Origin of the sequence: Nocardioides sp. (assembly GCF_047606145.1) — a bacterium.
Taxonomy (GTDB): domain Bacteria; phylum Actinomycetota; class Actinomycetes; order Propionibacteriales; family Nocardioidaceae; genus Nocardioides.
Window position 1 is genome coordinate 26,957 of record NZ_JASGET010000031.1, and the last position, 23,778, is coordinate 50,734.

A 23,778-nucleotide genomic window follows, 5' to 3' on the forward strand; every position below is an offset into this window, starting at 1 on the left:
CCGCGCCTGCCGGTCCGGCTCGCCTGGTCCGACTCGTCTGGCCCGACTCGCCTGGCCCGGTCGACTCAGACGGTGAACCGCGGGAACGCCGCGGCACCCGCGTAGCGGGCCGCCTCGGCGAGCTCGTCCTCGATCCGCAGCAGCTGGTTGTACTTCGCGACCCGCTCCGAACGGGCCGGCGCGCCGGTCTTGATCTGGCCGCAGTTGGTCGCGACCGCCAGGTCGGCGATGGTGGTGTCCTCGGTCTCGCCGGAGCGGTGGCTCATCATGCAGCGGTACCCGTTGCGGTGGGCCAGCTCGACCGAGTCGAGGGTCTCGGTCAGGGTGCCGATCTGGTTGACCTTGACCAGCAGCGCGTTCGCCTGGCCACCGGCGATGCCGCGGGCGAGACGCTCCACATTGGTGACGAACAGGTCGTCACCGACCAGCTGCACCTTCGAGCCGAGCTCGTCGGTGATGGTCTTCCAGCCGTCCCAGTCGTCCTCGTGCAGCGGGTCCTCGATCGAGACGATCGGGTACGCGGCGGCCAGGTCGGCGTAGTAGGCGCTCATCTCGGCCGCCGACTTGGCAGCGCCCTCGAAGGTGTAGGCGCCGTCCGCGTAGAACTCGCTGGCCGCCACGTCCAGGGCGAGCGCGACGTCGGTGCCGACCGTGTAGCCGGCCTTCTCGATCGCCTCGGCGATCAGGTCCAGCGCGGCACGGTTGTGCTCCAGGTCGGGCGCGAAGCCGCCCTCGTCGCCGACACCGGTGGCCAGGCCGCGGGCCTTCAGCACCGACTTCAGCGCGTGGTAGACCTCGGCCCCCGCGCGCACCGCCTCGGCGAAGCTCGGCGCGCCGATCGGGGCGATCATGAACTCCTGGATGTCGACGTTGGTGTCGGCGTGTGCGCCGCCGTTGAGGATGTTCATCATCGGCACCGGCAGCAGGTGGGCGTTCGGGCCGCCGACGTAGCGGTAGAGCGGGAGGCCGGCGCTGTCGGCCGCCGCCCGCGCGACGGCCAGGGAGAGGCCGAGGATGGCATTGGCGCCGAGCTGCGCCTTGTTCGGGGTGCCGTCGGCCTCGAGCATGGCCTGATCGACCAGGCGCTGGTCGTCGGCGTCGAGACCCTCGACGGCCGGCCCGAGGGTCTCGACCACGGCGTCCACCGCCGTACGCACGCCCTTCCCGCCGTAGCGCTCGCCGCCGTCACGCAGCTCGACCGCCTCGAAGGCGCCGGTGGAGGCGCCGCTGGGGACGGCCGCGCGGGCGAAGGTGCCGTCCTCCAGGACGACCTCGACCTCGACGGTGGGGTTGCCGCGCGAGTCGAGGATCTCGCGGGCGCCGACGGCTTCGATTGCTGCCACGGGGGTGCTCCTGGGGTACGAGTGAGCTGGCTGGGAGTACGGCGGCCGGTGGGTCGCACGTACATCGCGCAGCCTATCGGTGCCGCCGTGTCGGCGTACCCCGACGTCCGTCGCCCGCATCCGGCCCCTCCCGCCGCGCCGCGGCCGACACCTCGGGCCGCCGCACCGACGGCTGGCCGAGATCCGGCCCGACCACACGGGATCGTTCATCTTCCTCTCAGGTTGGCGTCACCTCGGGGTCGCGCGCGGTCAGCAGTGTTCCTCGGAGCCGTACACCCGAGAGGACACACTCCGCATGCGACACGCCCCCACCACGCGAGCCGGGCTCGCGCTGGCCGCCGTCGGCGCGCTCTTCGCCGGCACGCTGGGCCTGGACCCGGCCGCGGCTGCCCACGTCTCGACCGGCCACTCCCCCGGCCAGCACTCGACCGAACAGTTCAGCCGACTCTCCACCTACCCGGTCTTCGAGAACGTCCCCGACGACGTCGACCCGACCGACCCGACGGTCGCCGAGATCTCCTCGGTCTCGCCGGACGGCAACACCCTCGCCTACACCGACGCGGCCGGTGGTCGGATCGGCTTCCTGGACATCACCGACCCGAGCGATCCGGTCGGCCTGGGCAGTCATGACGTCTCCGGCGGCACCGGCGGCTCCCCGACCTCGGTGGCGATCACCGCCTCCTCGGCCGGGGACGTGGCGCTCGTCGTGGTCGACGACAGCACCTATCCCGGCCTGGAGGACACCGCGTGGGAGGACGAGGATCCGGCCATCGGCACCCGAGCTGGGCACCTCGACGTGGTCACGGTGGACGGCGATCACCAGATCCTGCACACCATCGACCTGGCCGGCCAGCCGGACTCGATCGCGATCAGCCCCGACGGCAGGTACGCCGCGATCGCGATGGAGAACCAGCGCAACGAGGCCTACACCCCCGACGGTGGCGAGGAGGGCGACCTGCCCCAGGCGCCGGCCGGTTTCCTCCAGGTGATCGACCTCACCGACGATGACCCGACCACCTGGACCACGACCCCGGTCGAGCTCCCCGTGGACGCGATGACCGACGCCGGGCTGGACACGCCCGAGGACGCCGAGCCCGAGTACGTCGACATCAACGCCGACGACCAGCTCGCGATGACGCTGCAGGAGAACAACGGGGTGGTGATCGTCGATCTGCCGAGCGTGATCGACGACCCGGACAACGCCTCGGCCGCGGTCACCAGCGTGTGGAGCGCCGGCAACGACCGGGTCAGCGGCATCGACGCCACCTCGGACGGGATCTTCGACCCGGTCGACACCGTCGACAAGCCACGCGAGCCGGACGCGATCCAGTGGGTCGGCACCGATGCCGACGGGAACGACCTGGTCGCCACGGCGAACGAGGGCGACTGGAAGGGCGGCACCCGTGGCTGGACGGTGTTCGACGCCGCCACCGGCGAGGTCGTCTGGGACGCCGGCAACGGCTTCGAGCGGCTGGCGACCAGATACGGCCTGTTCAACGACGACCGCGCCGCGAAGAAGGGCACCGAGCCGGAGGGGATGGCCTTCGACGAGATCGACGGGACGCCGTACGCCTTCGTCGGCTCCGAGCGCAGCAACTTCGTCGCGGTCTATGACATGACCGACCCGACGAAGCCGACGTTCACCCAGGTCCTGCCGGCGACCAACGGACCGGAGGGTCTGCTGCCGATCCCGTCCCGCAACCTGATCGCGATCTCCTCGGAGACCGACGACGCCTCGGTGCTGGTACGCGCCTCGGTCAGCCTGTACCGGCTCGGCGACGACCCGGCGACCTTCCCGAGCATCGAATCCGACATCGGCTCCGACGGTGCCCCGATCGGTTGGGGCGCGCTCGGCGCGCTGAGCGCCGTCCCGGGCAACGACCACGTGCTCTATGCCGCCAGCGACAACGCCTACGCCACCGGCCGGATCTACAAGATCGACACCGGCGTCAGCCCGGCTCAGATCGTCGGCGTGCGTGAGGTGCGCGAGGCCGACGGCACCCTGATCGACGACGACTCGATCGACATCGAGGGGCTCTACGCCCGCCCCGAGGGCGGCTTCTGGGCCGCCAACGAGGGCGCGACCGGGGACGCCAACTCGTTGCTGCGACTCGACGACGCGGGCCGGATCCAGGAGACCGTCAGCCTGCCGACCGAGATCTCCTCGAAGATCGGCAAGTGGGGCCTGGAAGGCGTGACCGCCGTCGGCAGCGGCGAGTCGGAGCAGGTCTACGTCGCGGTGCAGCGACCGCTGTGGACCGACTCGACGGCCACGACCCAGGGCATGGACGGCAACGTCACCCGGATCGGGCGTTACACCCCGGCGACCGGGACATGGGAGTGGTTCGGGTTCCCGCTCGACACCACCTCCGTCTCCGGCGACTGGATCGGCGTCTCGGAGATCGCGGCCGTCGACGCCGACACCCTCGCCGTGGTGGAGCGGGACAAGCAGAACGGCACGACCGCGGCGATCAAGCGGGTCTACACCGTCGACATCCCGGCCACCGGGGTGAGCGGCGACGAGGCGATCACCGCCCCGCTGACCACGACGCTCGCGCACGACGTCCTGCCCGATCTCCAGGCCACGCACGGCTGGACCCAGGAGAAGCTCGAGGGCCTGACCATCGGCGCTGACCACCAGGTCTATGCGGTGACCGACAACGACGGCCTGGTCGACGCCACCGGCGAGACCGTGTTCATGCGGCTCGGCTCGCTCTCGACGGTGTTCGCAGATGCCACCGCGACCACCACGAAGCTGGCGCTGCCCACGACCAGGGTCCGCGCGGGCTCGACCGTCAGGGTCGGCGTCTCGGTCTCTCCCGCGGCCGCCGGCGAGACGGTCACGCTGCTCGACGGTGGCAGGGCCGTCGGCGCCGGGACCCTCGACGCCGCCGGCAAGGCCACCATCGCCTACACCGCCGCCAAGGTCGGCAGGCACAGCCTGACGGCGACGTACGCCGGAAGCGACACGCTCGCGGCGAGCACCAGCGCGGTGGCGAGGCTGACGGTGACCAAGGCTGCCACCAAGGCGACCCTGAAGGCACCCACGCGGGCGACCACGACGAAGAGGATCACGCTCAGGGCGGTGCTCTCGCCGAAGGCCGCGACCGGCAAGGTCACCTTCTTCGACGGCGCGGGGAGGCTCGGCACCGTGGCGGTCGGGAACGGCGTCGCCACGCTGTCGGTCCGGCTCGGCCGGGGCAGGCACACGGTGAGCGCCACCTACGCCGGCACGGCGACCTACGCCGCCGCCAGGACCGGAAGGGCGACGATCACGGTCACCATCTGACCGGCATTCGCATCGCCGGCCCCGTCCACCACCGCTGGGGAGCCCCGTGGGTCCGGTGGGCGGGGTCGGTCTCGCCCGCCGGGCGGCCCGGCGAGCGGGTCAATCCGCGACCGGTCCGTCCTTCCCGGCGCAGCCCGAGGCACTCAGGTTCTCCGCGGACCAGGTCGCGATCGCGTCCAGCGCCGGCACCAACGCCGTACCGGCCTCCGAGAGCGCATACCGTACGGCGACCGGCGGCCCGGGCTCGACGTCGCGCTTCACCAGGCCGGTGTGGGTCAGCTCGGTCAGGCGCTCGGAGAGCATCGAGTCGCTGATCCCGGCGACCGAGCGCTTGAGCTCGGCGAATCCGGCCGGGCCGGCGCCGAGCACCGCGAGGATCACCCCGTTCCAGCGCTTGCCGAGGAAGCCGAAGGCACGCACCAGGGCAGCGTTGCACATCGGCTGCTCGGTGACGGTCGGCGTGGGGCTCGGCGAGGACATGAGACCAAGACTACTCCTTGCGCATCGCAAACCGGTGCTACTCTGGTTTCCGAAGTTACCGGAATATCCAGAGTCGCCTAGGAGTCACAAGCGATCATGACTGACACGATCACCCTCGAGAAGCTCGACGAGCGCGGCCGGAACCTGGTCTTCACCGGCGCCCGCACCTCCAACACGTTCGCCCCCACCCCCGTCAGCGACGAGGAGTTGCGCGACATCTGGGAGCTCACCCGCTGGACCCCGACGATGGCCAACACCCAGCCGCTGCGCGTCGTCTTCGTGCGGACGCCGGAGGGCAAGGAGCGGCTGCTGCGCGGGATGGCGGAGGGCAACGTCGCCAAGACCGAGTCCGCACCGGTGACCGCGATCGTGGCCTACGACAAGTCGTGGCACGAGCAGATCCCCACCGTCTTCCCGATCCGCCCGGAGATGCGCGACTACTTCGAGGCCGACGAGGACGCCCGGCACGGCGCCGGGAGCTTCTCCGCCGGCCTGCAGGCGGGGGCATTCATCCTGGCGATCCGCGCCGCCGGCCTGGCGGCCGGCCCGATGGGCGGCTACGACAAGGAGACCATCGACAAGGAGTTCTTCTCCGACAGCAACTGGACCACGCTGATGGTGGTCAACATCGGCCACCCGGGCGAGAACCCGTGGTTCGACCGCCTTCCGCGGGTCGACGCCGAGACCGCCGTCGCCTGGGCCTGACCCTGGGCCCGACCCTGGGCCCGAGCATCGCTCGATGGCTGCCCTCTCCGATCGGAGAGGGCAGCCATCGCCGTTTCGGAGGGCGCGGAGACCGGCCGAGGCTCCTACCGTGGCAGGCAACCCACGAAGGAGACAGCCATGCCCCGATACGTCGTCCAACGCACCTTCCCCGACGGACTCGCCATCCCGGCGACGGCCGAGGGTGCCGCCACCTGCGATCTGGTGGGGGCCGGCAATCTCGGCCATGACGTGACGTGGATCCATTCCTACGTCAGCCTCGACAAGACCAAGACGTTCTGCGTCTACGACGCCCCGTCGCCGGCGGCGATCGAGGCGGCGGCGCAGACCAACGGCCTGCCGGCGGAGTCCATCACCGAGGTCCGCGTGCTCGACCCGTACTTCTTCCACTGACCCACGGGTCGCGATGGGGCCTGTTTAGGGTAGCCTCACCTCATGCGATTGCGTGCCACTCTGGCTGTCCTGCTCACCGTTCCCCTCGGCCTCACCCTGGTCGCCTGCGGCTCCGACTCCGAGACCAGCTCCTCAGATGCCTCGGACTCCTCGACGGCCTCGGGCTCGTCGAGCACCTCGGCCGACGCCTTCCCGGTGACCATCGACTCCACCCTCGGCAAGACCACCATCAAGGAGAAGCCCGAGCGCGTGGTGACCATCGGCTGGGGCAGCCAGGATGCGGCGCTCGCGCTCGGCGTGGTCCCGGTCGGGATGCAGGACATGACCGGCAACACCGGTGACGACACCGGGATCCTGCCGTGGGACGAGACGGTCATCAAGAAGCTCGGCGGCGACGACCCGACGCTGATCAGCTACACCACCGACGACGTGCCCTACGAGAAGATCGCCGCCCTCGACCCCGATGTGATCCTGGCGGTCAACTCCGGGCTGACCGCCAAGGAGTTCAAGACCCTCAACGGGATCGCTCCGACCGTCGGCTACCCCGGCGAGGCCTGGCTCACCTCCTGGCAGGACCAGATCGAGATCGTCGGCAAGGCGCTCGGCGAGTCGGCGAAGGCCACCGAACTGGAGCAGCAGACCGACGACCTGATCTCGCAGGCCAAGGATGACCACCCGGAGTTCGCCGGCAAGACGATCGCGTTCGGATCCGGGACCACCACCGACAGCTACAACCTCTATGTGGCGACCGACTCCCGGGTGCAGCTGCTGCACGAGTTCGGCTTCACGATCTCCTCGAGCCTGCCGAAGAAGGCGAGCTCGTTCGCGGTCCAGCTCAGCCTGGAGAAGCTCGACACGATCGACTCCGACGTCCTGGTCTCGTGGTATCTCAGTGACGACGTCCAGAAGGCGATCGAGTCCAACGGACTGTTCCAGAAGATGAAGGCGGTCAAGCGCAACGGATACGTTCCCATCACCAATCCGGCGATGGTCTACGCCACCAGCGCGGTGACGGTGCTCAGCCTGCCCTGGATGCTCAAGAAGTATCTGCCGATGCTGAGCGCGGCCGCCAACGGCAAGGCCAGCTGAGCCCGGCGGCGGGCGGTCACGTTCGTCGGTGGAATCGGAGGTCGCCGTGTGTCATGCGTGTGGGTGGGCATCCGTGCCGGGGTCTCGATACGCTCGCTGACGCTCGCTACTCGACCAGCGCAAGGGGCCAGCCCGGCGCCCACTACTCGACCGGCGGGGCGGTCACGCCGTCCCTGAGCGCACGTACGGCGATCCGCAGCTCCTGCTCGGCATCCAGTCCGTCGCGACGGGCCTCGGCGACCAGGGCCAGCAGCCGCTCGCCCAGCGGACGATCCGCCGGGTCAGGCTCGTCGGCGATGTCGTGGCCGACCCGGGAGAGCACCTTGTCGGCGTACGAGAGCGCGGGAAGCGCGGTCGGGATCCCGTCCCACACCGAGGTGCGCTCGGACTTCTCGCCGGCCTTCGCCGCCTGCCAGCCGTCCTCGATCTCCTCGATGGTGAGTCGCCGACCGGCGGTCTCGCCGAAGACGTGCGGGTTGCGGCGCACCATCTTGTCGGTGAGTCCGTCGATCACGTCGTCGATGCTGAACTCGCCGTTCTCCTCGGCGATGGCGGCGTGGAAGTAGACCTGGAGCAGCAGATCGCCGAGCTCCTCGCACAGGTGCTCGGGATCGCCGTCCTCGATCGCCTCGAGGGTCTCGTAGGTCTCCTCGAGCAGGTAGCGCACCAGGCTGCGATGGGTCTGGCCCGCCTTCCACGCGCATCGCTCGCGCATCAGTCGCATCATCGCCACGAACTCGACGAGTCCGTCACCACTCGCACTCACCGCGCCAGCCTAGACGTCTCGTGTCGAGACCGGCCGCGCCCCGGGATCGTGCGGCGAACGGGCATGCCTACGGGGTGGCGCCGAGCAGACCGGCCGCCCGCAGCGCCCGACGCGCATAGCCGCGGACGTCGGCGTCGCTGTCCTTGGTCGCCCGTTCCAGCGCATCCCGAACGTCCGCACCACCGCGTCCGGCGAGCGCGATCACGACCGCCTTGCGCACATCGGCATGAGCGTCGTCGATCGCCTCGACCAGGCCCTGGGTCGAGGCACCGCCGGGTTCGGCGGCGAGCCCGCGCGCCGCGCCGAGCCGCACCTGCCAGGCCGGCGAGGTGAGACCGGCGAGGCAGAGTCGGGCGAGCTCGGACGGGCAGGCGAGCCCCGCCGTCGCCTCGAGCGCGGCGGCGACGACCAGCGGCTCGGAATCGCCGGCCAGCCGCACCAGGGTGGGCACGGCGGCGGCCTCGCCGATGGTGCCCAGCCCGTGGGCCGCCGCAACCCGGACCTCACGCGCGGCGTCGTCCGCGAACGCTGCCACCCCGTCGACGTCGTCCAGCGACACCAGCCCGGCCACGGCCTGGCGTCGTACGGCGGCCTCGGCGTCGGTGCCCGCCCGCCGATAGTCGGTCCCCGACCCGAGCCGGAGATGACGCAGCACCTCGAGCACCGCCGTTCGCGCACGCACGTCGGTGGCCCCGATCGCGGCTCGCAACGCCGTGCGCAGGTCGTCGTCGGCAACGAGCACCTCCACCACCTCGCGCAGCGCCTCGGCCGCGGCACCGCGAACCTCGCGGTCCTCGTCGGCGAGCAGCGCGACCAGGGCAGGCCCGACGCCGCTCGGGACGACCTCGGTGAGGGTGGCCACGGCGGCGCGACGGACCTGCGGGTCGGTGTCGTCCAGATAGGGCCGCAGCTCGGCCAGGCTCGGGATCGCCTCGGCGAGCGCGAGCAGTTCGAGCACCCGCGGCGACGCATCGGCGCTCCGCTCCCCCGTCGAGGCGCCGACGGCGCCGGGCCAGGACCGCTCTGTCGCGGTGTCGACCACCGTCAACACCGCAACGTCACTCGGAGCGCCCTCCGGGATCCGCATGTCGTCGACGGGCACGAGGTACGGCGCGACCGGGCGGCGCAGGAACTCGGTCCGGCCGTCCTCACGACGGCGCACGTTGAGGTGGAAGAACCACTGGTCGTCGTTGCGCGCAGGCAGGTCGGCGCGCGCGTGGTAGAGGCCCCAGCGGCTCTCCTCGCGCACCAACGAGCTGCGCGCGGCGAGCTCGGCGCAGTCCCGGATGAAGCTCACCTCGACGCACCGCATCAGCTCGTGCGGCGTACGCGCGCTCAACCGGTCGAGCTCGGCGGTCATCCGGGTGAAGGTCTCCACCGCCAGGCCGAGCTTGCGCGCGGTCTTGGGTGGAGCGACGTAGTCGTTGACGAACCGACGCAGCTTGTATTCCACCTGCGGCTGGGTCGGGCCGTCCGGGTTGCCCAGCGGTCGATAGATCAGCTCGTGCGCCGCCCGGAGCTGGTCGTCGGGAAGATCGGCCGGCGGCTCGGTGAGATGGGCGCTGGCGTGACTGCCGGCGAGGTCGCCGAAGACGAACGCGCCGATCATGTAGTTGTGCGGCACACAGGCCAGGTCGCCGGCGGCGTAGAGGCCCGGCACCGTCGTCTGGGCGTTCTCGTCGACCCAGACCCCGGAGGAGGAGTGCCCGCCGCACAACCCGATCTCGGAGATGTGCATCTCGATGTCGTGGGTGCGGTAGTCGTGACCGCGACCGGAGTGGAAGGTGCCGCGGGTGGGTCGTTCGGTGTGGTGCAGGATCCCTTCGATCTCGGAGATCGTCTCGTCCGGCAGATGGGTGAGCTTGAGATAGATCGGGCCCCGGGCCGACTCGATCTCGTTCTTCACCTCCGCCATCATCTGACCCGACCAGTAGTCGCAGTCCACGAACCGGTCGCCCTCGGCGTTGACCTGGTAGCCGCCGAACGGGTTGGCCACGTAGGCGCAGGCCGGACCGTTGTAGTCCTTGATCAGCGGATTGATCTGGAAGCACTCGATCCCGCTGAGCTCGGCTCCGGCGTGGTAGGCCATCGCGTGGCCGTCGCCGGCGTTGGTGGGGTTCTCATAGGTGCCGTAGAGGTAGCCGCTGGCGGGCAGGCCGAGCCGGCCGCAGGCGCCGGTGGCCAGGATCACCGCACCGGCGCGCACCGTGACGAATCCTCCGGTGCGGGTGTCGAAGCCGGCGGCGCCCACCGCCCGGCCGCCCTCGGTGAGCACCCGCACCGGCATCACCCGGTTCAGGATGCGTAGCCGCTCCCGGATCTCGCGACGACGCATCACCCGGTAGAGGACCTTCTTGACGTCCTTGCCCTCCGGCATCGGCAGCACGTAGCTGCCGGAGCGGTGCACGCGGCGGACGTGGTAGTCGCCGTACTCGTCCTTCTCGAACTTGACCCCGTACCGCTCCAGCCGCTGGACCATCGCGAAGCCGCGGGTCGCGGTCTGCCGGACGGTCGCCTGGTTGACGATCCCGTCGTTGGCACGGGTGATCTCGGCGACGTAGTCGTCCGGCTCCGCCTTGCCGGGGATGACCGCGTTGTTGACGCCGTCCATCCCCATCGCGAGCGCCCCGGAGTGGCGCACATGCGCCTTCTCCAGCAGGAGTACGTCGGCACCGGCCTCGGCCGCGGTGATGGCCGCCATCGTGCCGGCCGTGCCGCCGCCGATGACGAGTACGTCGCAGCAGAGCCGCTCCGCGTCCTCGATCGCGGGCGTGCGGAGGTGCTGGTCGGTGGTGGTCATGCGAGGGCCTCCTGAGGATCGGGATGGACGCCGAGCGCGGCGAGCAGCCGCGGCCGCAGCGCCGCGCTCCGCTGGGCGGAGCGGGGGTGGTCGAGGTGGATCTCCTCGGCGACCCGGCCACCGTCGAGGACGACGAGGTGGTCGGCGAGGGCGAGAGCCTCGTCGACGTCGTGGGTCACGAACAGCACCGTGCAACCCGACGCCTGCCAGACCTCGATCAGCAGCTCCTGCATCGCGCGCCGGGTCTGGGCGTCGAGCGCGGCGAAGGGTTCGTCCATGCACAGCAGTGCCGGCTCGCCGGCCAGCGCGCGGGCGAGCTGCACCCGCTGACGCTGACCGCCGGAGAGCTGTCCGGGCAGGCGGCGCGCGTGCCCGCCGAGTCCGACGCGCTCGAGCCACTCCCGGGCCACCCGGACGCGTTCGCCCCGAGGTAGGCCACGCACCGCCAGCGGAACCTCCACGTTGCGCTGCGCCGAACGCCACGGCAACAGCGCGTCGTCCTGGAAGACCAGCGCCCGGTCGGCCCCGGGCCGGCGCACCGCCACCCCGTCGAGCATGACCTCACCCTCGTCCGCGGCGAGGAGACCGGCCACCACCCGCAAGAGGGTGGACTTGCCGCCGCCCGAGGCGCCGAGGACGACCAGGATCTCCCCGGCGGGGATCTCGAGGTCGACCCCGTCGAGCACCGGTCGGCCGTCGTAGCGCACGCGGAGATCGTGCAGCCGGAGGGCCGCCGGACGCGGGGACGCCGGATCCTTGGTGGACTGGGTCATCGTGCCTTCCTCTGTTCGGAGGGGAGCCACCGGGTGAGCCGGCGGCCGGCGAGCTCGACGGCGGCGGAGGTGAACCAGCCCAGCGCGCCGATGGAGAGCATCCCGACCACCACGGCCGGGTAGTCGACGATGGTGTAGGCCTGCCAGGTGCGATATCCCAGGCCGAGGCTCCCGGAGATCATCTCGGCGGAGATCACGCAGATCCAGGCGACGCCCATGCCGACCGACAGGCCGCTGAAGACACCCGGCAGGATGCCAGGCAGGGTCACCGTGCGCAGCACGTAGCCCCGGCTGGCACCCATGGTCAGCAGCGCCTCCTCCCACGTGGTGGGCAGGCTGCGTACGGCGTGCCGCGTGCTCACCACCACCGGGAAGAACGCGGCCGTCGTGGTGATGAAGACGATGCCCTGCTCGTTGGTCGGGAAGACCAGGATCGCGATCGGCACCAGCGCGATCGCCGGGATCGGCCGGGCGACCTCGAGCAGCGGACCGAGCAGGTTCGCGGCCAGACGGGAGCGGGCCAGCAGCACGCCGGCGCCGGTGCCGAGCACCCCGGCGATCGCGAACCCGGTCAGGATGCGCAGCAGGCTCTGGGTCAGGTCGCGGTAGTACTGCGCCGTGCCGAGCTGCTGCCGGAACGCCTGGTAGACGTCGAGCGGGCTGGGCAGCTGGTCGAACCGGAGCCAGAGCCGCACCCCGTTGACGGTCAGCAGCTGCCAGACGAAGACGGCCACCAGCAGCGAACCGAGTCGCAGGGCCCAGCTCAGGCCCCGCCCACCTCGCCCGGACCGGCGGCGCGGGCGGCGACCGGAGACGGCGGCGCGACCGGCGTCTCTGGTCGTGGCGGTGCCCAGCGTCGCGCTCACGCCGCACCGCCGACGCTGTCCAGGGCCTGCCGCCAGCTGAGCCGGGTGGCGGCCGGGTGCGCGTCCGCGTAGCTGGCGGCTGCCTGCTCGGTCGCGACGGCGGCGTAGCCGGTCCCGGTGCGGAACCAGATCATCTTGTCGGCGAACCAGCGGGTGCCGGTGACCGCATCGGGCAGGTAGGCCGCCCGGACGGTCTTGCCGTCGTCCTCGGCGGCGAGCACGTTGCGCAGCAGGCAGCCGGCGTCCGCGGTCGGCCGGGTGGCGTCCTCGCCCTTGACCCACACCTCCCCCGCAGTCGCGGCGTCGGTGACCCGGCGGCCACACGCCCGGTCGCGGCCGGTGATCGCGGCCGGGTTGGCCAGCGACCTGCGCTGGGCGTCGTACCCGGAGCCGTAGACCGAGCGCAGCAGCGAGTCGTCCACGAAGGCACCCACGTCGAGCTTGTCCGAGAGCACGCCGATCGAGGAGAGGAACGGCACGTCGTGGCGCAGCGCCGTGACCTGCGAGGGCTTGATGGTGGGGTCGAAGGTGGAGATCCCGCCGGCGCCGTTGTACAGGTAGACGACCTCCGCCGGGAGCCCGGTCTGCTTCGCGACGATCGTGGCCGCCTGCAGCGGGTGCCGGTGCAGGAAGTCGGTGGCCTCGATCTGGGCACGCAGGAAGGCCTTGACGACGCCGGGGTTGTCGGCGGCGTACTCCTTGCGGACCACGGTGCCGTGCAGCGTGGGGGTGTCCAGCTCGCCGCCGTCGTAGACCAGTCGGGCATCGTCCTGGTAGGCGAGCAGCCCGGGCCAGGCGACGAACTGGGCGACGGCATCCACCGAGCCGGCCTTGAGCGCCGAGGCGCCGACGCTCGGGTCCTGGTTCTCCACCCGTACGCCGTTGGTCGGGTCGATCCCGGCCTTCTCCAGGGCTTGGACCAGGGTGCCGTGTCCGGCCGAGCCGACGCTCGCCGAGATCGAGCCGCCGGCCAGGTCGGTCAGCGTCTTGGCGGAGGAGTCCCGGGCGACCACCACGCCGTTGAGCGCGCCGTCGCTGTTGTAGCCGGTGACCGCGATCATCTCGGTGCCGTCCGAGCCGGTGCCTGCCCGGGAGCCGTTGATCAGCAGCGGGTAGTCGCCCATCGAGCCGATGTCGATCTTCCCGGCGATCATCTGCGCGGTGATCGGCGCACCGGTGGCGTAGTCCTCCCAGGAGACCCGGTAGGTCTTGCCGGTCCTCTTGCCGAGCGCGGCCAGCTCCTTCTCCAGGTAGCCGCGTTCGCGCAGCAGGGTGCCGGCGGTGACGGTGTTGATCGTCTTGGACTGGTAGCCGACCACGACCACGTCGTCGCTGCCGCCACCGTCGCCGGCGCCGACGATGGAGCAGGCGCTGAGCAGCGGACCGGCGGCCACCGAGGCGGCGAGCATCACGGCCGTACGGCGGGTCAGCGGACCGATCCTCGTCTGAGTACTGGTTGTCACCTCAGCCCCGCTCATCTCAGCAGGTAGGGGATGTTGACGGTGACGGCGCCGGTCGGGCAACGGTCGGCGCAGGGGCCGCAGTACCAGCACTCGTCGACCTGCATGTAGGCCTTGTTCGTCTCCGGGTCGATGGCCAGGGCGTCCAGCGGGCAGACCTCGACGCAGAGGTTGCAGCCGTCGATGCACAGCGACTGGTCGATCGCGACCGGTACCTCGACGCGGGTGGTCACCATCGGCGGCACCGGCGGCGGTGAGCCGTCGTGGCAGACGGCCTTGCGGGTGGCGTTCTGGGTCATCGAAGCTCCTGATCGGTTCGGGGCGAGGGCGAGGTGTCCCCGGCCTGATGTCTGTGGTGGTCGGGATGTCACTGGTGCCGGGGCAGCGAGCCGCGCATCGAGATCCGGTCGCCGCGGAAGCGGACGTACTCCAGATCGACGGGACGGCCGTCGGCGAGTCTGGTGAGGCGCTCCAGCAACAGCAGCGGCGCGCGCGAGGGCAGCTCGAGCAGGGCCGCCGAGTGCCGGTCGGCGGCGATCGCCTCGAGGGTGACGTCGGCCTCGCCCAACGGCTGGCCGGCCGTCTCCTCGAGGAGCGCGAACACGTCGCGGCCGGCGAGATCGAGCTCGAGCAGCGGCCCGCCGAGGTCGGGCACCAGGTAGGTGAGGTCGAGGGAGAGCGGCAGGCCGTCGGCGAACCGGCGTCGTTCGAGATAGGCCACCGGTGATCCGACCGGTACGTCGAGCCGTACGGCGACCGCCGCCGCGGCCGGCACCAGGGCGGCGGTGCGTACCTCGTTGTGCACCGCGCCGCGGCCCTGGAGGGTCTCGGCCAGACCCTGCAGCCGATCGAGGCCGTGCGGATACTTGCTGGCGGCCACCAGGGTGCCGACGCCCGGGGTGCGGTCGACGAGCCCTTCGCCGCGCAGCAGGTCCAGCGCGACCCGCACGGTGTTGCGGGAGACCCCGAAGTCAGCGGCCAGCTCGCTCTCGCAGGGCAGCGCCCCATCCGGCACCAGGTCGTGGATGATCTGCAGCCGCAGCACGTCGGCGACCTGGCGGGCGCGGTCGGCGCGTCGTCGTACCGGAGCGGCGACGTCGCGGGGATCCGCCGGGCTGAGTGTCTCGGTCACGGCGCTAACCGTACTTAATCACTCGACTTAAGCGAATAGGCTCCGAGAAACGCCACCAGAACTTTTCTGAACCCGTCTCTGACCTGCGGCGATACCCCCATCGTCGGGGATCCGCCACCACCCCGAAGGGTCGGCCCAGCCGTGAACCCCGCCGTGGATCAGAGCGCGCCGAGCTGCTGGAGGACCTGGCGGAGCAGTGCGCCGCGGCCGCCCTCCATCTCCGCGACGACGTCGTCGGCGGCCGCCTCGGCGGGCGTCATCCAGGTGAGCTCGAGGGCGTCCTGGCGCGGCTGGCACTCCCCGGAGACCGGCACCGCGTAGACCAGCGAGACCGCGTGCTGCCGCGGATCGTGCAGCCGGCCGCCCGGCCACGGGAAGTACTCGGCCACCGCATGTGGCACGACGGAGAGCGGCAGCACCGGGAACGCGACCGGACCGAGGTCCTTCTCCAGATGCCGCATCAGCGCGTCCCGGACCCGCTCCCCGAACATCACCCGCCCCGAGACCAGGGTCCGGGTGATCGCACCGGACCGGGAGGCGCGCAGCAACAGGCCGACCGAGGTGATCTGGCCGTCCGGATCCATCCGCACGGGCACGGCCTCGACGTAGAGCAGCGGCACCCGGCCGCGGGTCTCGGCGAGCTCCTCCTCGCTGAGCCAGCCCGGCTCGAGATTCTCCGAGGCCCCGGATCCGGACTCGTCACCGAAGGACTGCTCGCCGAACGCCTCCATCGTCATGGGGCGATCCTGCCAGCAGCCGCCGTCGGAACCGGAATGCACGGCATCGCTCAGCCGCCCTCGCGCGGGTCGATCACCGCGTCGATCACCTGCCGGCCCCACTCCAACAGCGCGATCCCGTCCAGCGGCTTGACCGGGAAGCCGTCCGAGACCGGTCGCGGCACCAGGATGGTGTCGAGCTGCGGCTTGACCAGCGACTTGGGATAGAGCCGCTGCAGCCGTACGACACGGGAGTCGGGCAGCGAGACCGGATGGAACCGCACGTTCTTGCCGGCGATCGTCACCTCGCTGACCCTGGCCTGCCGGGCGCGCGCCCGGAAGCGGGCGACCAGCAGCAGCGAGACCACCTCGACCGGCGGCTCGCCGTACCGGTCCACGAGCTCGGCGTTGATCGCGTCCACGTCGTCGTCGCTGCGCACCTCGGCGAGCCGCTTGTACACCTCCAGCCGCAGCCGTTCGGAGCCGATGTAGTGGTGCGGCAGGTGCGCGTCGACCGGCAGCTCGATCCTGACCTCGCCGAGCTCGTCGGCGGCGCCCTCGGGACCGGCCTTGAACTCGTTGACCGCCTCCCCGACCAGCCGGACGTAGAGGTCGAAGCCGACGTCCGCGATGTGCCCGGACTGCTCGCCGCCGAGCAGGTTGCCGGCGCCGCGGATCTCCAGGTCCTTCATCGCGATCGCCATCCCGCCGCCGAGGTCGGAGTGCTGGGCCAGGGTGGCGAGCCGCTCGTGGGCGGTCTCGGTGAGCGGCTTCTCGGGCGGGTAGAGGAAGTAGGCGTACGCGCGCTCCCGGGATCGGCCGACCCGGCCGCGCAGCTGGTGCAGCTGGGAGAGGCCGAGGGTGTCGGAGCGCTCGATGATCATGGTGTTGGCGTTGGAGACGTCCAGGCCGGACTCGACGAGCGTCGTGCAGACGAGTACGTCGAAGCGCTTCTCCCAGAAGTCGAGCATCACCTGCTCGAGCTGCTTCTCGTTCATCTGGCCGTGCGCCACCGCGACCCGGGCCTCCGGCACCAGCTCACGGATCCGGGCCGCGGCCTTCTCGATCGACTGCACCCGGTTGTGGATGTAGAAGACCTGGCCCTCGCGCAGCAGCTCGCGGCGGATCGCGGCGATCACCTGCCGGTCCTCGTAGGAGCCGACGTAGGTGAGGACCGGGTGCCGCTCCTCGGGCGGCGTGGTGATGGTCGACATCTCCCGGATCCCGGTGATGGCCATCTCCAGCGTCCGCGGGATCGGCGTGGCCGACATGGCGAGCACGTCGACCGAGGTGCGCAGCCGCTTCATCGCCTCCTTGTGCTCCACCCCGAAGCGCTGCTCCTCGTCGACGACGATCAGTCCGAGGTCCTTGAACCGGATGTCGCGGTTGAGCAGCCGGTGGGTGCCGACCACGATGTCGACCGAGCCGTCGGCGAGGCCGGCCATGATCTCGCGCGCCTCGGCGTCGGTCTGGAACCGGGAGAGCGCCCGCAGCGTGACCGGGAAGCCGGACATCCGCTCGGTGAAGGTGGACAGGTGCTGGGTGACCAGCAGCGTGGTCGGCACCAGCACCGCCACCTGCTTGCCGTCCTGCACCGCCTTGAACGCGGCACGGACCGCGATCTCGGTCTTGCCGTAGCCGACATCGCCACAGACCAGCCGGTCCATCGGCATCGAACGCCGCATGTCGGCCTTGACCTCGTCCACCACCGCGAGCTGGTCGGCGGTCTCGGTGAAGTCGAAGGCGTCCTCGAGCTCGCGCTGCCATGGCGTGTCCGGGCCGAAGGCGTAGCCCTTGGTCGCCTGCCGGGCGGCGTACAGCTTGATCAGCTCGGCGGCGATCTCGCGGACCGCACGCCGGGCACGGGACTTCCGCTTCTGCCAGTCGCCGCCACCGAGCCGGTCCAGGCTCGGCGCCTCGCCGCCGACGTACCTGGTGACCTGGTCGAGCGCATCGGCGGGCACATAGAGCCGGTCGGGCGGACCGCTCGCCCCTCCAGATGAGCGCCGTGCGGCGCCGTACTCCAGCACCAGGTATTCGCGCACCGCGCCACCGACCTCGCGTCGCTTCATCTCCACGAACCGCCCGACACCGTGCTGCTCGTGCACCACGAAGTCGCCCGGCTTGAGCTCGAGCGGATCGATCTGACGCTTGCGACGCACCGGCATCCGCTGCATGTCGCGGGTGGAGGACTTCTGGCCCGAGATGTCCTCGCCGGTGAGTACGGCGAGCTTGGCGCTCTCGTCGACGAAGCCGTGCCGCAGGCTCGCCTGGACCACCGTGACCACGCCGTCGACCGGACCGGTGCCGAGCCGGGCGGGGACGTCGTGCTCGCCGAGCACCTCGACGCTGCGCTGCGCCGGACCGTGTCCGGGCTGGATGACGAAGGCGCGGTAGCCCTCGGCTCGCCAGCGGGCCAGGTCGGCCACCGCGGCCGGCACATCGCCGCGGTAGGCGGCCGCCTGCTGCATGGCCACCGCGCGGGTCAGCACGCCGGTGGTCTCGATACGCTCGCTGAGGCTCGCTACTCGACCAACGACCCTGTCCTCGGTCGAGTGATCCTGACCCCGGCGACGGTCGTCGGTCGAGTGATCCCGACCCCGGCCACGGCCGTTGGTCGAGTAGCCCGAGCCGTGAGGCGAGGGCGTATCGAGACCATCCTCGGCCATCCCGAAGGGGCTGATCGACCACCACGGCCGGCCCGACGCGATGGCGTGCGAACGCACGTCGCCGAGCTCGCGGTACGACGCCGCACCGAGGTCGATCGGGGCCTCTCCCCCGCTGGCCGCGGCCGCCCAGCTGGCGCCGAGGAACTCCTCGCTGGTGGCCACCAGATCGTGCGCCCGGCGCCGGATCCGCTCGGGGTCGGCCAGCAGCACATGGGTGTCGGCCGGCATCAGGTCGACCAGCAGCTCCATCTCGTCGACCAGCACCGGGGCGAGCGACTCCATCCCCTCGACCGCGATGCCGGCGGCGATCTTGTCGGTGAGCTCGATCAGCGTCGGGTGCTCCTCGCCCAACTGCTTGGCCCGGGCGCGGACCTCGGCGGTGAGCAGCAGCTCGCGGCACGGCGGCGCCCACAACCGGTCCACCGTGGCGTCCTCGGCGCCGGCGGCTGCCGCGGGCTCGGCGAGCGCGCGCTGGTCGGCGACCGAGAAGCGCCGGATCTCGTCGACCTCGTCGCCGAAGAACTCCACCCGCAGGGGGTGCTCCTCGGTCGGGGGGAAGATGTCGACGATGCCACCACGGACGGCGAACTCGCCGCGCTTCTCCACCAGGTCGACCCGGGCGTAGGCGGCATCGGCCAGGCGGCCCACCACGTCGTCGAGCTCGATCTCCTGGCCGGGCACCAGCTCGACCGGCTCGAGGTCGCCGAGGCCCTTGACCTGCGGCTGGAGCACGCTGCGCACCGGGGCCACCACCACCCGCAACGGGCCGTGCGGGGTGCCCGGCCGGCCGGGGTGGCACAGGCGCCGCAGCACCGCGAGCCGACGGCCGACGGTGTCGCTGCGCGGGCTGAGCCGCTCGTGCGGCAGGGTCTCCCAGGACGGGTAGTAGGCCACCGCGTCCGGGTCGAGCAGGTCGGTCAGGTCGGCCACCAGATCCTCGGCCTCGCGACTGGTGGCGGTCACCGCGAGCACGGTCCGCTGCCGGCGTACCAGACCGGCGACCAGGAAGGGTCGCAGCGCCTCGGGGCCGGTGACGTCCAGGGCGAGCACCCGGCCGCCGTCAGCGTCGGCGACCACCTCGGCCAGCGTCGGGTCGGACAGCACCAGGTCGGCGATGGGGGTGAGCTGCACGGGGTGACTCCTTGGGCACAACACGATGAGCCCCCGGATCGGTGAACCGGGGGTGCGAACCACAGCCTACGGCGTGGCGCCGACAGGCATCCCGGCTCGGTCGACAGCGGCGTCGCCGGGTTCCCCGGGCCGATGTGGCTCAACCCGGGGCTCCACCCGGCCGTAGGCTGGATCGGGTGGATCTGTTAGCGATCGGCGAACCGGCGGGTCAGGGCTGGACGCAGGTGGGCGAGCTCGCGCTCGCCTTCGTGCTCTCGAGCCTGATCGGGGCCGAGCGCGAGCTGCAGCAGAAGGCGGCCGGACTACGCACCCACACTCTGGTCGGGCTGGGCGGTGCGCTGTTCATGCTGATCTCCAAGTACGGGTTCACCGACGTGCTGGGCAGCGACGTCGTGCTCGATCCTTCGCGAGTCGCCGCCCAGATCGTCAGTGGCATCGGCTTCATCGGCGCCGGCCTGATCTTCGTGCGGCGCGACGTGGTCTCGGGGCTGACGACCGCCGCGGCGATCTGGCTGACCGCGGCGGTGGGCTCCGCCGCCGGGGCCGGCCTGCCGGTGCTGGCGGTGGGCACCACGGTGCTCTACTTCGTCGCGGTCCCCGGCTACACCTGGCTGGTACGACGCCTGCCGGGCTCCCGGCTCTCACCCTCCGACATCCGGGTCGCCTACCACGATGGCCGCGGCGTGCTGCGCGACCTGCTCGCCGAGTGCACCGCCCGCGGCTTCGTGGTCAGCCATCTGACCACCACGCACGCCGAGGGGTCCACCGACGTGATCGAGCTGTGGCTGCAGGTTCAGGGGCGAGGCTCGGTGACCGATCTGGCCGGCGCGCTGACCGACCTGGTCGGCGTACTCGACGTCGATGCGGGGACGCGCTCGGAATGAGACCCACCACTCGGGCCGCGACGCTGGTGCTCGCGCTGGCGCTCCTGGCCGGCTGTGCCGGCTCGCCGACGGCCTCACCCGGTCGTACGCCGTCGGCCGGCACGTCCGGCGCGGCCGATCCCACCTCGTCGCCCACCTCGTCGCCCACCTCGTCGCGAACGGCCGAGCCGAGCGCCACCACGACCTCCTCCTCCCCGCCGCGGGGCACCGTGCCGCCGTCCTGGCTCGGCACGCGCCCACTACCGCGGGCCGCCGACGGGTACGGCGTCGTACGCCCGACCCCGGCGGTCTTCCGGCCGCGCCGGTTCACCCTGCCGGACACCCTGCCGATGCTGCCCGGCAGCGGCTTCGCCAGCCGGGTCGAGGTGGCCCCGACGTCGGTGATCCGGCGCTCCACCTGGCGGTCGAGCTGCCCCGTCGGGCGCGACGACCTGGCCTGGGTCCGGCTGACCTTCTGGGGCTTCGACGACGCCCGGCACACCGGTGAGTTGCTGATCAATCGCCGCGTGGCGGCCGACGTCGTCAGCGTCTTCCGGAAGCTGTACCGGGCCCGCTTCCCGATCGAGCAGATGAGAATCGCCACCCGCGCCGACCTGAACGCCGAGCCGACCGGCGACGGCAACGAGACCGGCTCCTTCGTCTGCCGGCCGGCCACCGGTCAGAGCAGCGGCTTCTCCGAGCACGCCTACGGCCTGGCGGTGGACGTCGACACCTTCCAGAACCCCTACCTGAAGGGCGACCGGGTGCTGCCCGAGCTGGCCTCGTGGTATCTCGACCGCAGCCGCCACGCACCGGGCATGATCCACCCCGGCGACGTGGTCACCCGGGCGTTCGCCAGCATCGGCTGGGGCTGGGGCGGGGACTGGGACTCGCTGAAGGACTACCAGCACTTCAGCGCCAACGGCCGCTGAGCGTGGACCAGGCCGTGCGCCGGCGGACCTGCGAGTCCGTGAGGCGGATGGTCGGCCAACGCCACCAGGGCTGGTCGCGAGACCGCCAAGCCGGAGTCGCCGACCGACGTACCTCGTGACCCTCGGTCAGCGGCGCCCGGCGCCCTCGGACTCGGCCAGCTCCCGCTTCCACTCCCGGAAGGTCTCCTCGGTGCGGCCGACACGCCAGTATCCCGAGATCGACACGTCGGCGCGCGGCAGCTCGCGCTCCTTGAGCAGGTACGGACGGATGCCGTGCATGACCGACTCCGCCTCGCCGTGCACGAACGCGTGGACCCGGCCCTCCCGCCAGGGCAGCGCCCTGACGGTCTCGACCAGGTCCGCACCGTCGAGCCAGCTGAGCTCGATGCCGTCGGGCTTGACCAGATCCTGATGGAACTCGGCGGAGGGCACGTCGATGACGGCGTAGCCGACCGCCTCGGCCGGCAGCGCGGCGAGGGCCGCCCGGATGGCCGGCAGGCCGGCCTGGTCGCCGGCCAACAGGTGCCAGTCGGCCGTCGGGTCCGGGGCGTAGCCGCCGCCGGGACCCCGCGCGGACAGGGTGTCGCCCGGCTTCGCCTGCGCGGCCCACGGACCGGCGACGCCCTCGGTGCCGTGCACCACGAAGTCGATGATCACGGTGCCGGCGGCCACGTCCGGCTCGAGCGCGGTATAGGTCCGAACCACCTGGCCGTCGGCCCGATCGAAGACCAGCTTGACGTAGCGATCGGTGTCGGTGCTCTCGGCGAAGGCGCTGAGGTCCGGCGAGGTGAAGCGCACCCGGACCATGCCGGGGGTGAGCTGCTCGGTGGACTCGACGACGAGGGTGGTGGTGGGGCGTTGAGGTCTAGGCACGAAGGCAAGCCTAACTTGGGAATGTTTGCCTTGCCTAATGAATCCGGTCCGACGGCCCAGCGTCGAACGACGACACGCTTGGCTCGCTGTCCTGACCGGCGTCTTCCGGACAACCGCGCTGGCGGGATAGAACGTCCTGCACCCGACAGATCCTGTGAACGAGCGCCCGCGACTCCAAGAGCCGCGGGCACGGATGCCGTCGGAGCGCGTCCGACACTCGACAGCATCCCCAAATTAGGTAAAATCTGTCCCCAAAAGTGGGTATCTTTCTCTCTCTATCCTTCAAATCAGCCCGATCCGTGATCCAACGGCTCGCCTTCGACACATATCGATCGCTACCATCCGGCCCACCCCCGAATACGTCCCGTTCATCTGCGCTGGAAGTCTCAGCGATCCCCCGGAGGACCAAGTTCACCCATGCGTCGACTCCTCATCACGGCAGCCCTCACCGGTTGCGCCAGTCTCTCACTTCCCGCCGGACCGACCCTTCAGGCAGACGCTGCGCAACTCACGCTTTCCGGCCGAGTGCCCGCAACGACTGTCCTGCAGACAGCGGTCAAAGCAAAGACCGGCTGCGCTGCCGCGCCGGCGTGGAAGCAGCGCAAGACCCGCTTCGGTATCAGCCTCGGCAGCAATGGCGGCAGTTCCATGGGCCAAGATCTGAAGGCCGAGCAGAAGCGGTTCGGCACTCGAATCCCGGTCGTGCGGACCTGGGACAACACGCTGCCCATGCGCACCTCATGGTCGGTGAAGAAGAAGTGGTACGGCAAGCGCTGGGTGGTCAACACGATCAGGATCGCCCCGCGCACCGTGCTCAGCGGCAAGTACGACAAGAGACTGCGCACCTACTTCCGGACCGCGCCCCGTAAGACGCCGGTCTTCTGGAACTACTTCCACGAACCCGAGGACGAGATCCGCGCCGGGAAGTTCACCGCCAAGCAGTACCGCAAGGCCTGGCGGCACGTCGCCCGGATTGCCGCGTCGTTCTGCCGCAGCAATCTCTACCCCACGCTCGTGCTGATGGGGTGGACCGCCGACTCGCGGGCGACGCCGACGTGGACCGCTCTCAACCCGGGTCGACGCTTCGTGTCGGTCTATGCCTGGGATCCCTACAACGGTGCGCTCGGCGACGCGACCCACTATGAACGGCCGGCGAAGATCTTCCGGCCGGTCGTCAAGGCCAGCAAGAAGATGAATCGGCCCTGGGCGATCGCGGAGACCGGCAGCGTCCGCGTGCCCAGCGATACCTCCGGAACCGGACGTGCCGCCTGGTTGCGTAAGGTTGCCAAGTACTCACGTCGACACCACGCAGTCTTCGTGACCTACTACCAATCCACCCGCAACGGTGACTTCGAATTGCGGAGACGGCCGGAGATCCCAGTTTGGCGAAAAGCAATGGGGTGACATCGACTCCACTGGTGGCAGCCCTGATTGCCATACCGGTGGTGGCTCTGCTCGTCGGCGCGGTGATCGCCGTTGG

19 protein-coding genes are annotated in these 23,778 nt (G+C 71.0%); 7 read left to right on the top strand and 12 right to left on the bottom strand.

Annotated elements, in window-relative coordinates; all coding sequences use genetic code 11:
* Positions 1–65 precede the first annotated feature (65 nt).
* On the bottom strand, positions 66–1,343 hold the full coding sequence (gene eno, locus QM638_RS05035; protein ID WP_415140846.1) for a phosphopyruvate hydratase: 1,278 nt from the start codon (positions 1,341–1,343) through the stop codon (positions 66–68).
* 295 nt (positions 1,344–1,638) lie between these two features.
* Here eno and QM638_RS05040 point away from each other — a divergent pair, with 295 nt between their 5' ends.
* Complete coding sequence (locus QM638_RS05040; RefSeq protein ID WP_415140847.1) at positions 1,639–4,632, top strand: esterase-like activity of phytase family protein; 2,994 nt, start codon at positions 1,639–1,641, stop codon at positions 4,630–4,632.
* 99 nt (positions 4,633–4,731) lie between these two features.
* Here the strand turns inward: QM638_RS05040 and QM638_RS05045 are convergent, their stop codons facing one another.
* On the bottom strand, positions 4,732–5,112 hold the full coding sequence (locus tag QM638_RS05045) for a winged helix-turn-helix transcriptional regulator (RefSeq protein ID WP_415140848.1): 381 nt from the start codon (positions 5,110–5,112) through the stop codon (positions 4,732–4,734).
* Between the two features lie 96 nt (positions 5,113–5,208).
* Here QM638_RS05045 and QM638_RS05050 point away from each other — a divergent pair, with 96 nt between their 5' ends.
* The 3 genes from QM638_RS05050 (at position 5,209) to QM638_RS05060 (ending at position 7,317) form a co-directional block, all read left to right on the top strand.
* A complete protein-coding gene (locus QM638_RS05050) occupies positions 5,209–5,817 on the top strand; it encodes a malonic semialdehyde reductase (RefSeq protein WP_415140849.1) in 609 nt (202 codons plus the stop codon).
* Between the two features lie 138 nt (positions 5,818–5,955).
* Complete coding sequence (locus QM638_RS05055) at positions 5,956–6,228, top strand: DUF4242 domain-containing protein (RefSeq protein ID WP_415140850.1); 273 nt, start codon at positions 5,956–5,958, stop codon at positions 6,226–6,228.
* 42 nt (positions 6,229–6,270) lie between these two features.
* Complete coding sequence (locus tag QM638_RS05060; RefSeq protein ID WP_415140851.1) at positions 6,271–7,317, top strand: iron-siderophore ABC transporter substrate-binding protein; 1,047 nt, start codon at positions 6,271–6,273, stop codon at positions 7,315–7,317.
* A 142-nt stretch (positions 7,318–7,459) separates the two neighbouring features.
* On the opposite strand, the gene QM638_RS05065 is transcribed toward QM638_RS05060, so the two are convergent.
* The 9 genes from QM638_RS05065 to mfd all read right to left on the bottom strand — a co-directional run bounded on the left by QM638_RS05065 (position 7,460) and on the right by mfd (position 19,630).
* Positions 7,460–8,083 carry a MazG family protein gene (locus QM638_RS05065; RefSeq protein ID WP_415140852.1) on the bottom strand — a complete coding sequence of 208 codons (624 nt, stop codon included), beginning with the start codon at positions 8,081–8,083 and terminating at the stop codon, positions 7,460–7,462.
* 67 nt (positions 8,084–8,150) lie between these two features.
* Complete coding sequence (locus tag QM638_RS05070; protein ID WP_415140853.1) at positions 8,151–10,883, bottom strand: fumarate reductase/succinate dehydrogenase flavoprotein subunit; 2,733 nt, start codon at positions 10,881–10,883, stop codon at positions 8,151–8,153.
* A complete protein-coding gene (locus tag QM638_RS05075) occupies positions 10,880–11,656 on the bottom strand; it encodes an ABC transporter ATP-binding protein (protein ID WP_415140854.1) in 777 nt (258 codons plus the stop codon). Before QM638_RS05075 ends, QM638_RS05070 begins: the two co-directional genes overlap by 4 nt.
* The gene (locus QM638_RS05080) at positions 11,653–12,522 is read right to left on the bottom strand and encodes an ABC transporter permease (RefSeq protein WP_415140855.1); all 870 of its coding nucleotides are present in this window, start codon (positions 12,520–12,522) and stop codon (positions 11,653–11,655) included. Before QM638_RS05080 ends, QM638_RS05075 begins: the two co-directional genes overlap by 4 nt.
* Positions 12,519–13,985, bottom strand: a complete 1,467-nt coding sequence (locus tag QM638_RS05085; protein WP_415140856.1) for an ABC transporter substrate-binding protein — start codon at positions 13,983–13,985, stop codon at positions 12,519–12,521. Before QM638_RS05085 ends, QM638_RS05080 begins: the two co-directional genes overlap by 4 nt.
* An 11-nt stretch (positions 13,986–13,996) precedes the next feature.
* Positions 13,997–14,281, bottom strand: a complete 285-nt coding sequence (locus QM638_RS05090) for a ferredoxin family protein (RefSeq protein ID WP_415140857.1) — start codon at positions 14,279–14,281, stop codon at positions 13,997–13,999.
* A 68-nt stretch (positions 14,282–14,349) separates the two neighbouring features.
* Entirely contained in the window at positions 14,350–15,114 is a 765-nt protein-coding gene (locus QM638_RS05095; protein ID WP_415140858.1) for a GntR family transcriptional regulator, read from the bottom strand.
* 158 nt (positions 15,115–15,272) lie between these two features.
* Positions 15,273–15,851: a DUF4916 domain-containing protein gene (locus tag QM638_RS05100; RefSeq protein WP_415140859.1), complete on the bottom strand. Its 579-nt coding sequence runs from the start codon at positions 15,849–15,851 to the stop codon at positions 15,273–15,275.
* A 50-nt stretch (positions 15,852–15,901) separates the two neighbouring features.
* Positions 15,902–19,630, bottom strand: coding sequence for a transcription-repair coupling factor (mfd, locus tag QM638_RS05105; RefSeq protein WP_415140860.1), 3,729 nt, complete (start codon positions 19,628–19,630; stop codon positions 15,902–15,904).
* A 176-nt stretch (positions 19,631–19,806) separates the two neighbouring features.
* On the opposite strand from mfd, the gene QM638_RS05110 reads away from it, so the two are divergent.
* Both QM638_RS05110 and QM638_RS05115 read left to right on the top strand, forming a co-directional pair.
* Complete coding sequence (locus QM638_RS05110) at positions 19,807–20,514, top strand: MgtC/SapB family protein (RefSeq protein ID WP_415140861.1); 708 nt, start codon at positions 19,807–19,809, stop codon at positions 20,512–20,514.
* Entirely contained in the window at positions 20,511–21,425 is a 915-nt protein-coding gene (locus QM638_RS05115; RefSeq protein WP_415140862.1) for a M15 family metallopeptidase, read from the top strand. The genes QM638_RS05110 and QM638_RS05115 overlap by 4 nt, the downstream gene beginning before the upstream one ends.
* A 126-nt stretch (positions 21,426–21,551) precedes the next feature.
* Here the strand turns inward: QM638_RS05115 and QM638_RS05120 are convergent, their stop codons facing one another.
* Positions 21,552–22,298: a siderophore-interacting protein gene (locus QM638_RS05120; RefSeq protein ID WP_415140863.1), complete on the bottom strand. Its 747-nt coding sequence runs from the start codon at positions 22,296–22,298 to the stop codon at positions 21,552–21,554.
* 417 nt (positions 22,299–22,715) lie between these two features.
* On the opposite strand from QM638_RS05120, the gene QM638_RS05125 reads away from it, so the two are divergent.
* Positions 22,716–23,702 carry a hypothetical protein gene (locus QM638_RS05125; protein WP_415140864.1) on the top strand — a complete coding sequence of 329 codons (987 nt, stop codon included), beginning with the start codon at positions 22,716–22,718 and terminating at the stop codon, positions 23,700–23,702.
* The last annotated feature ends 76 nt before the right edge of the window (positions 23,703–23,778 follow it).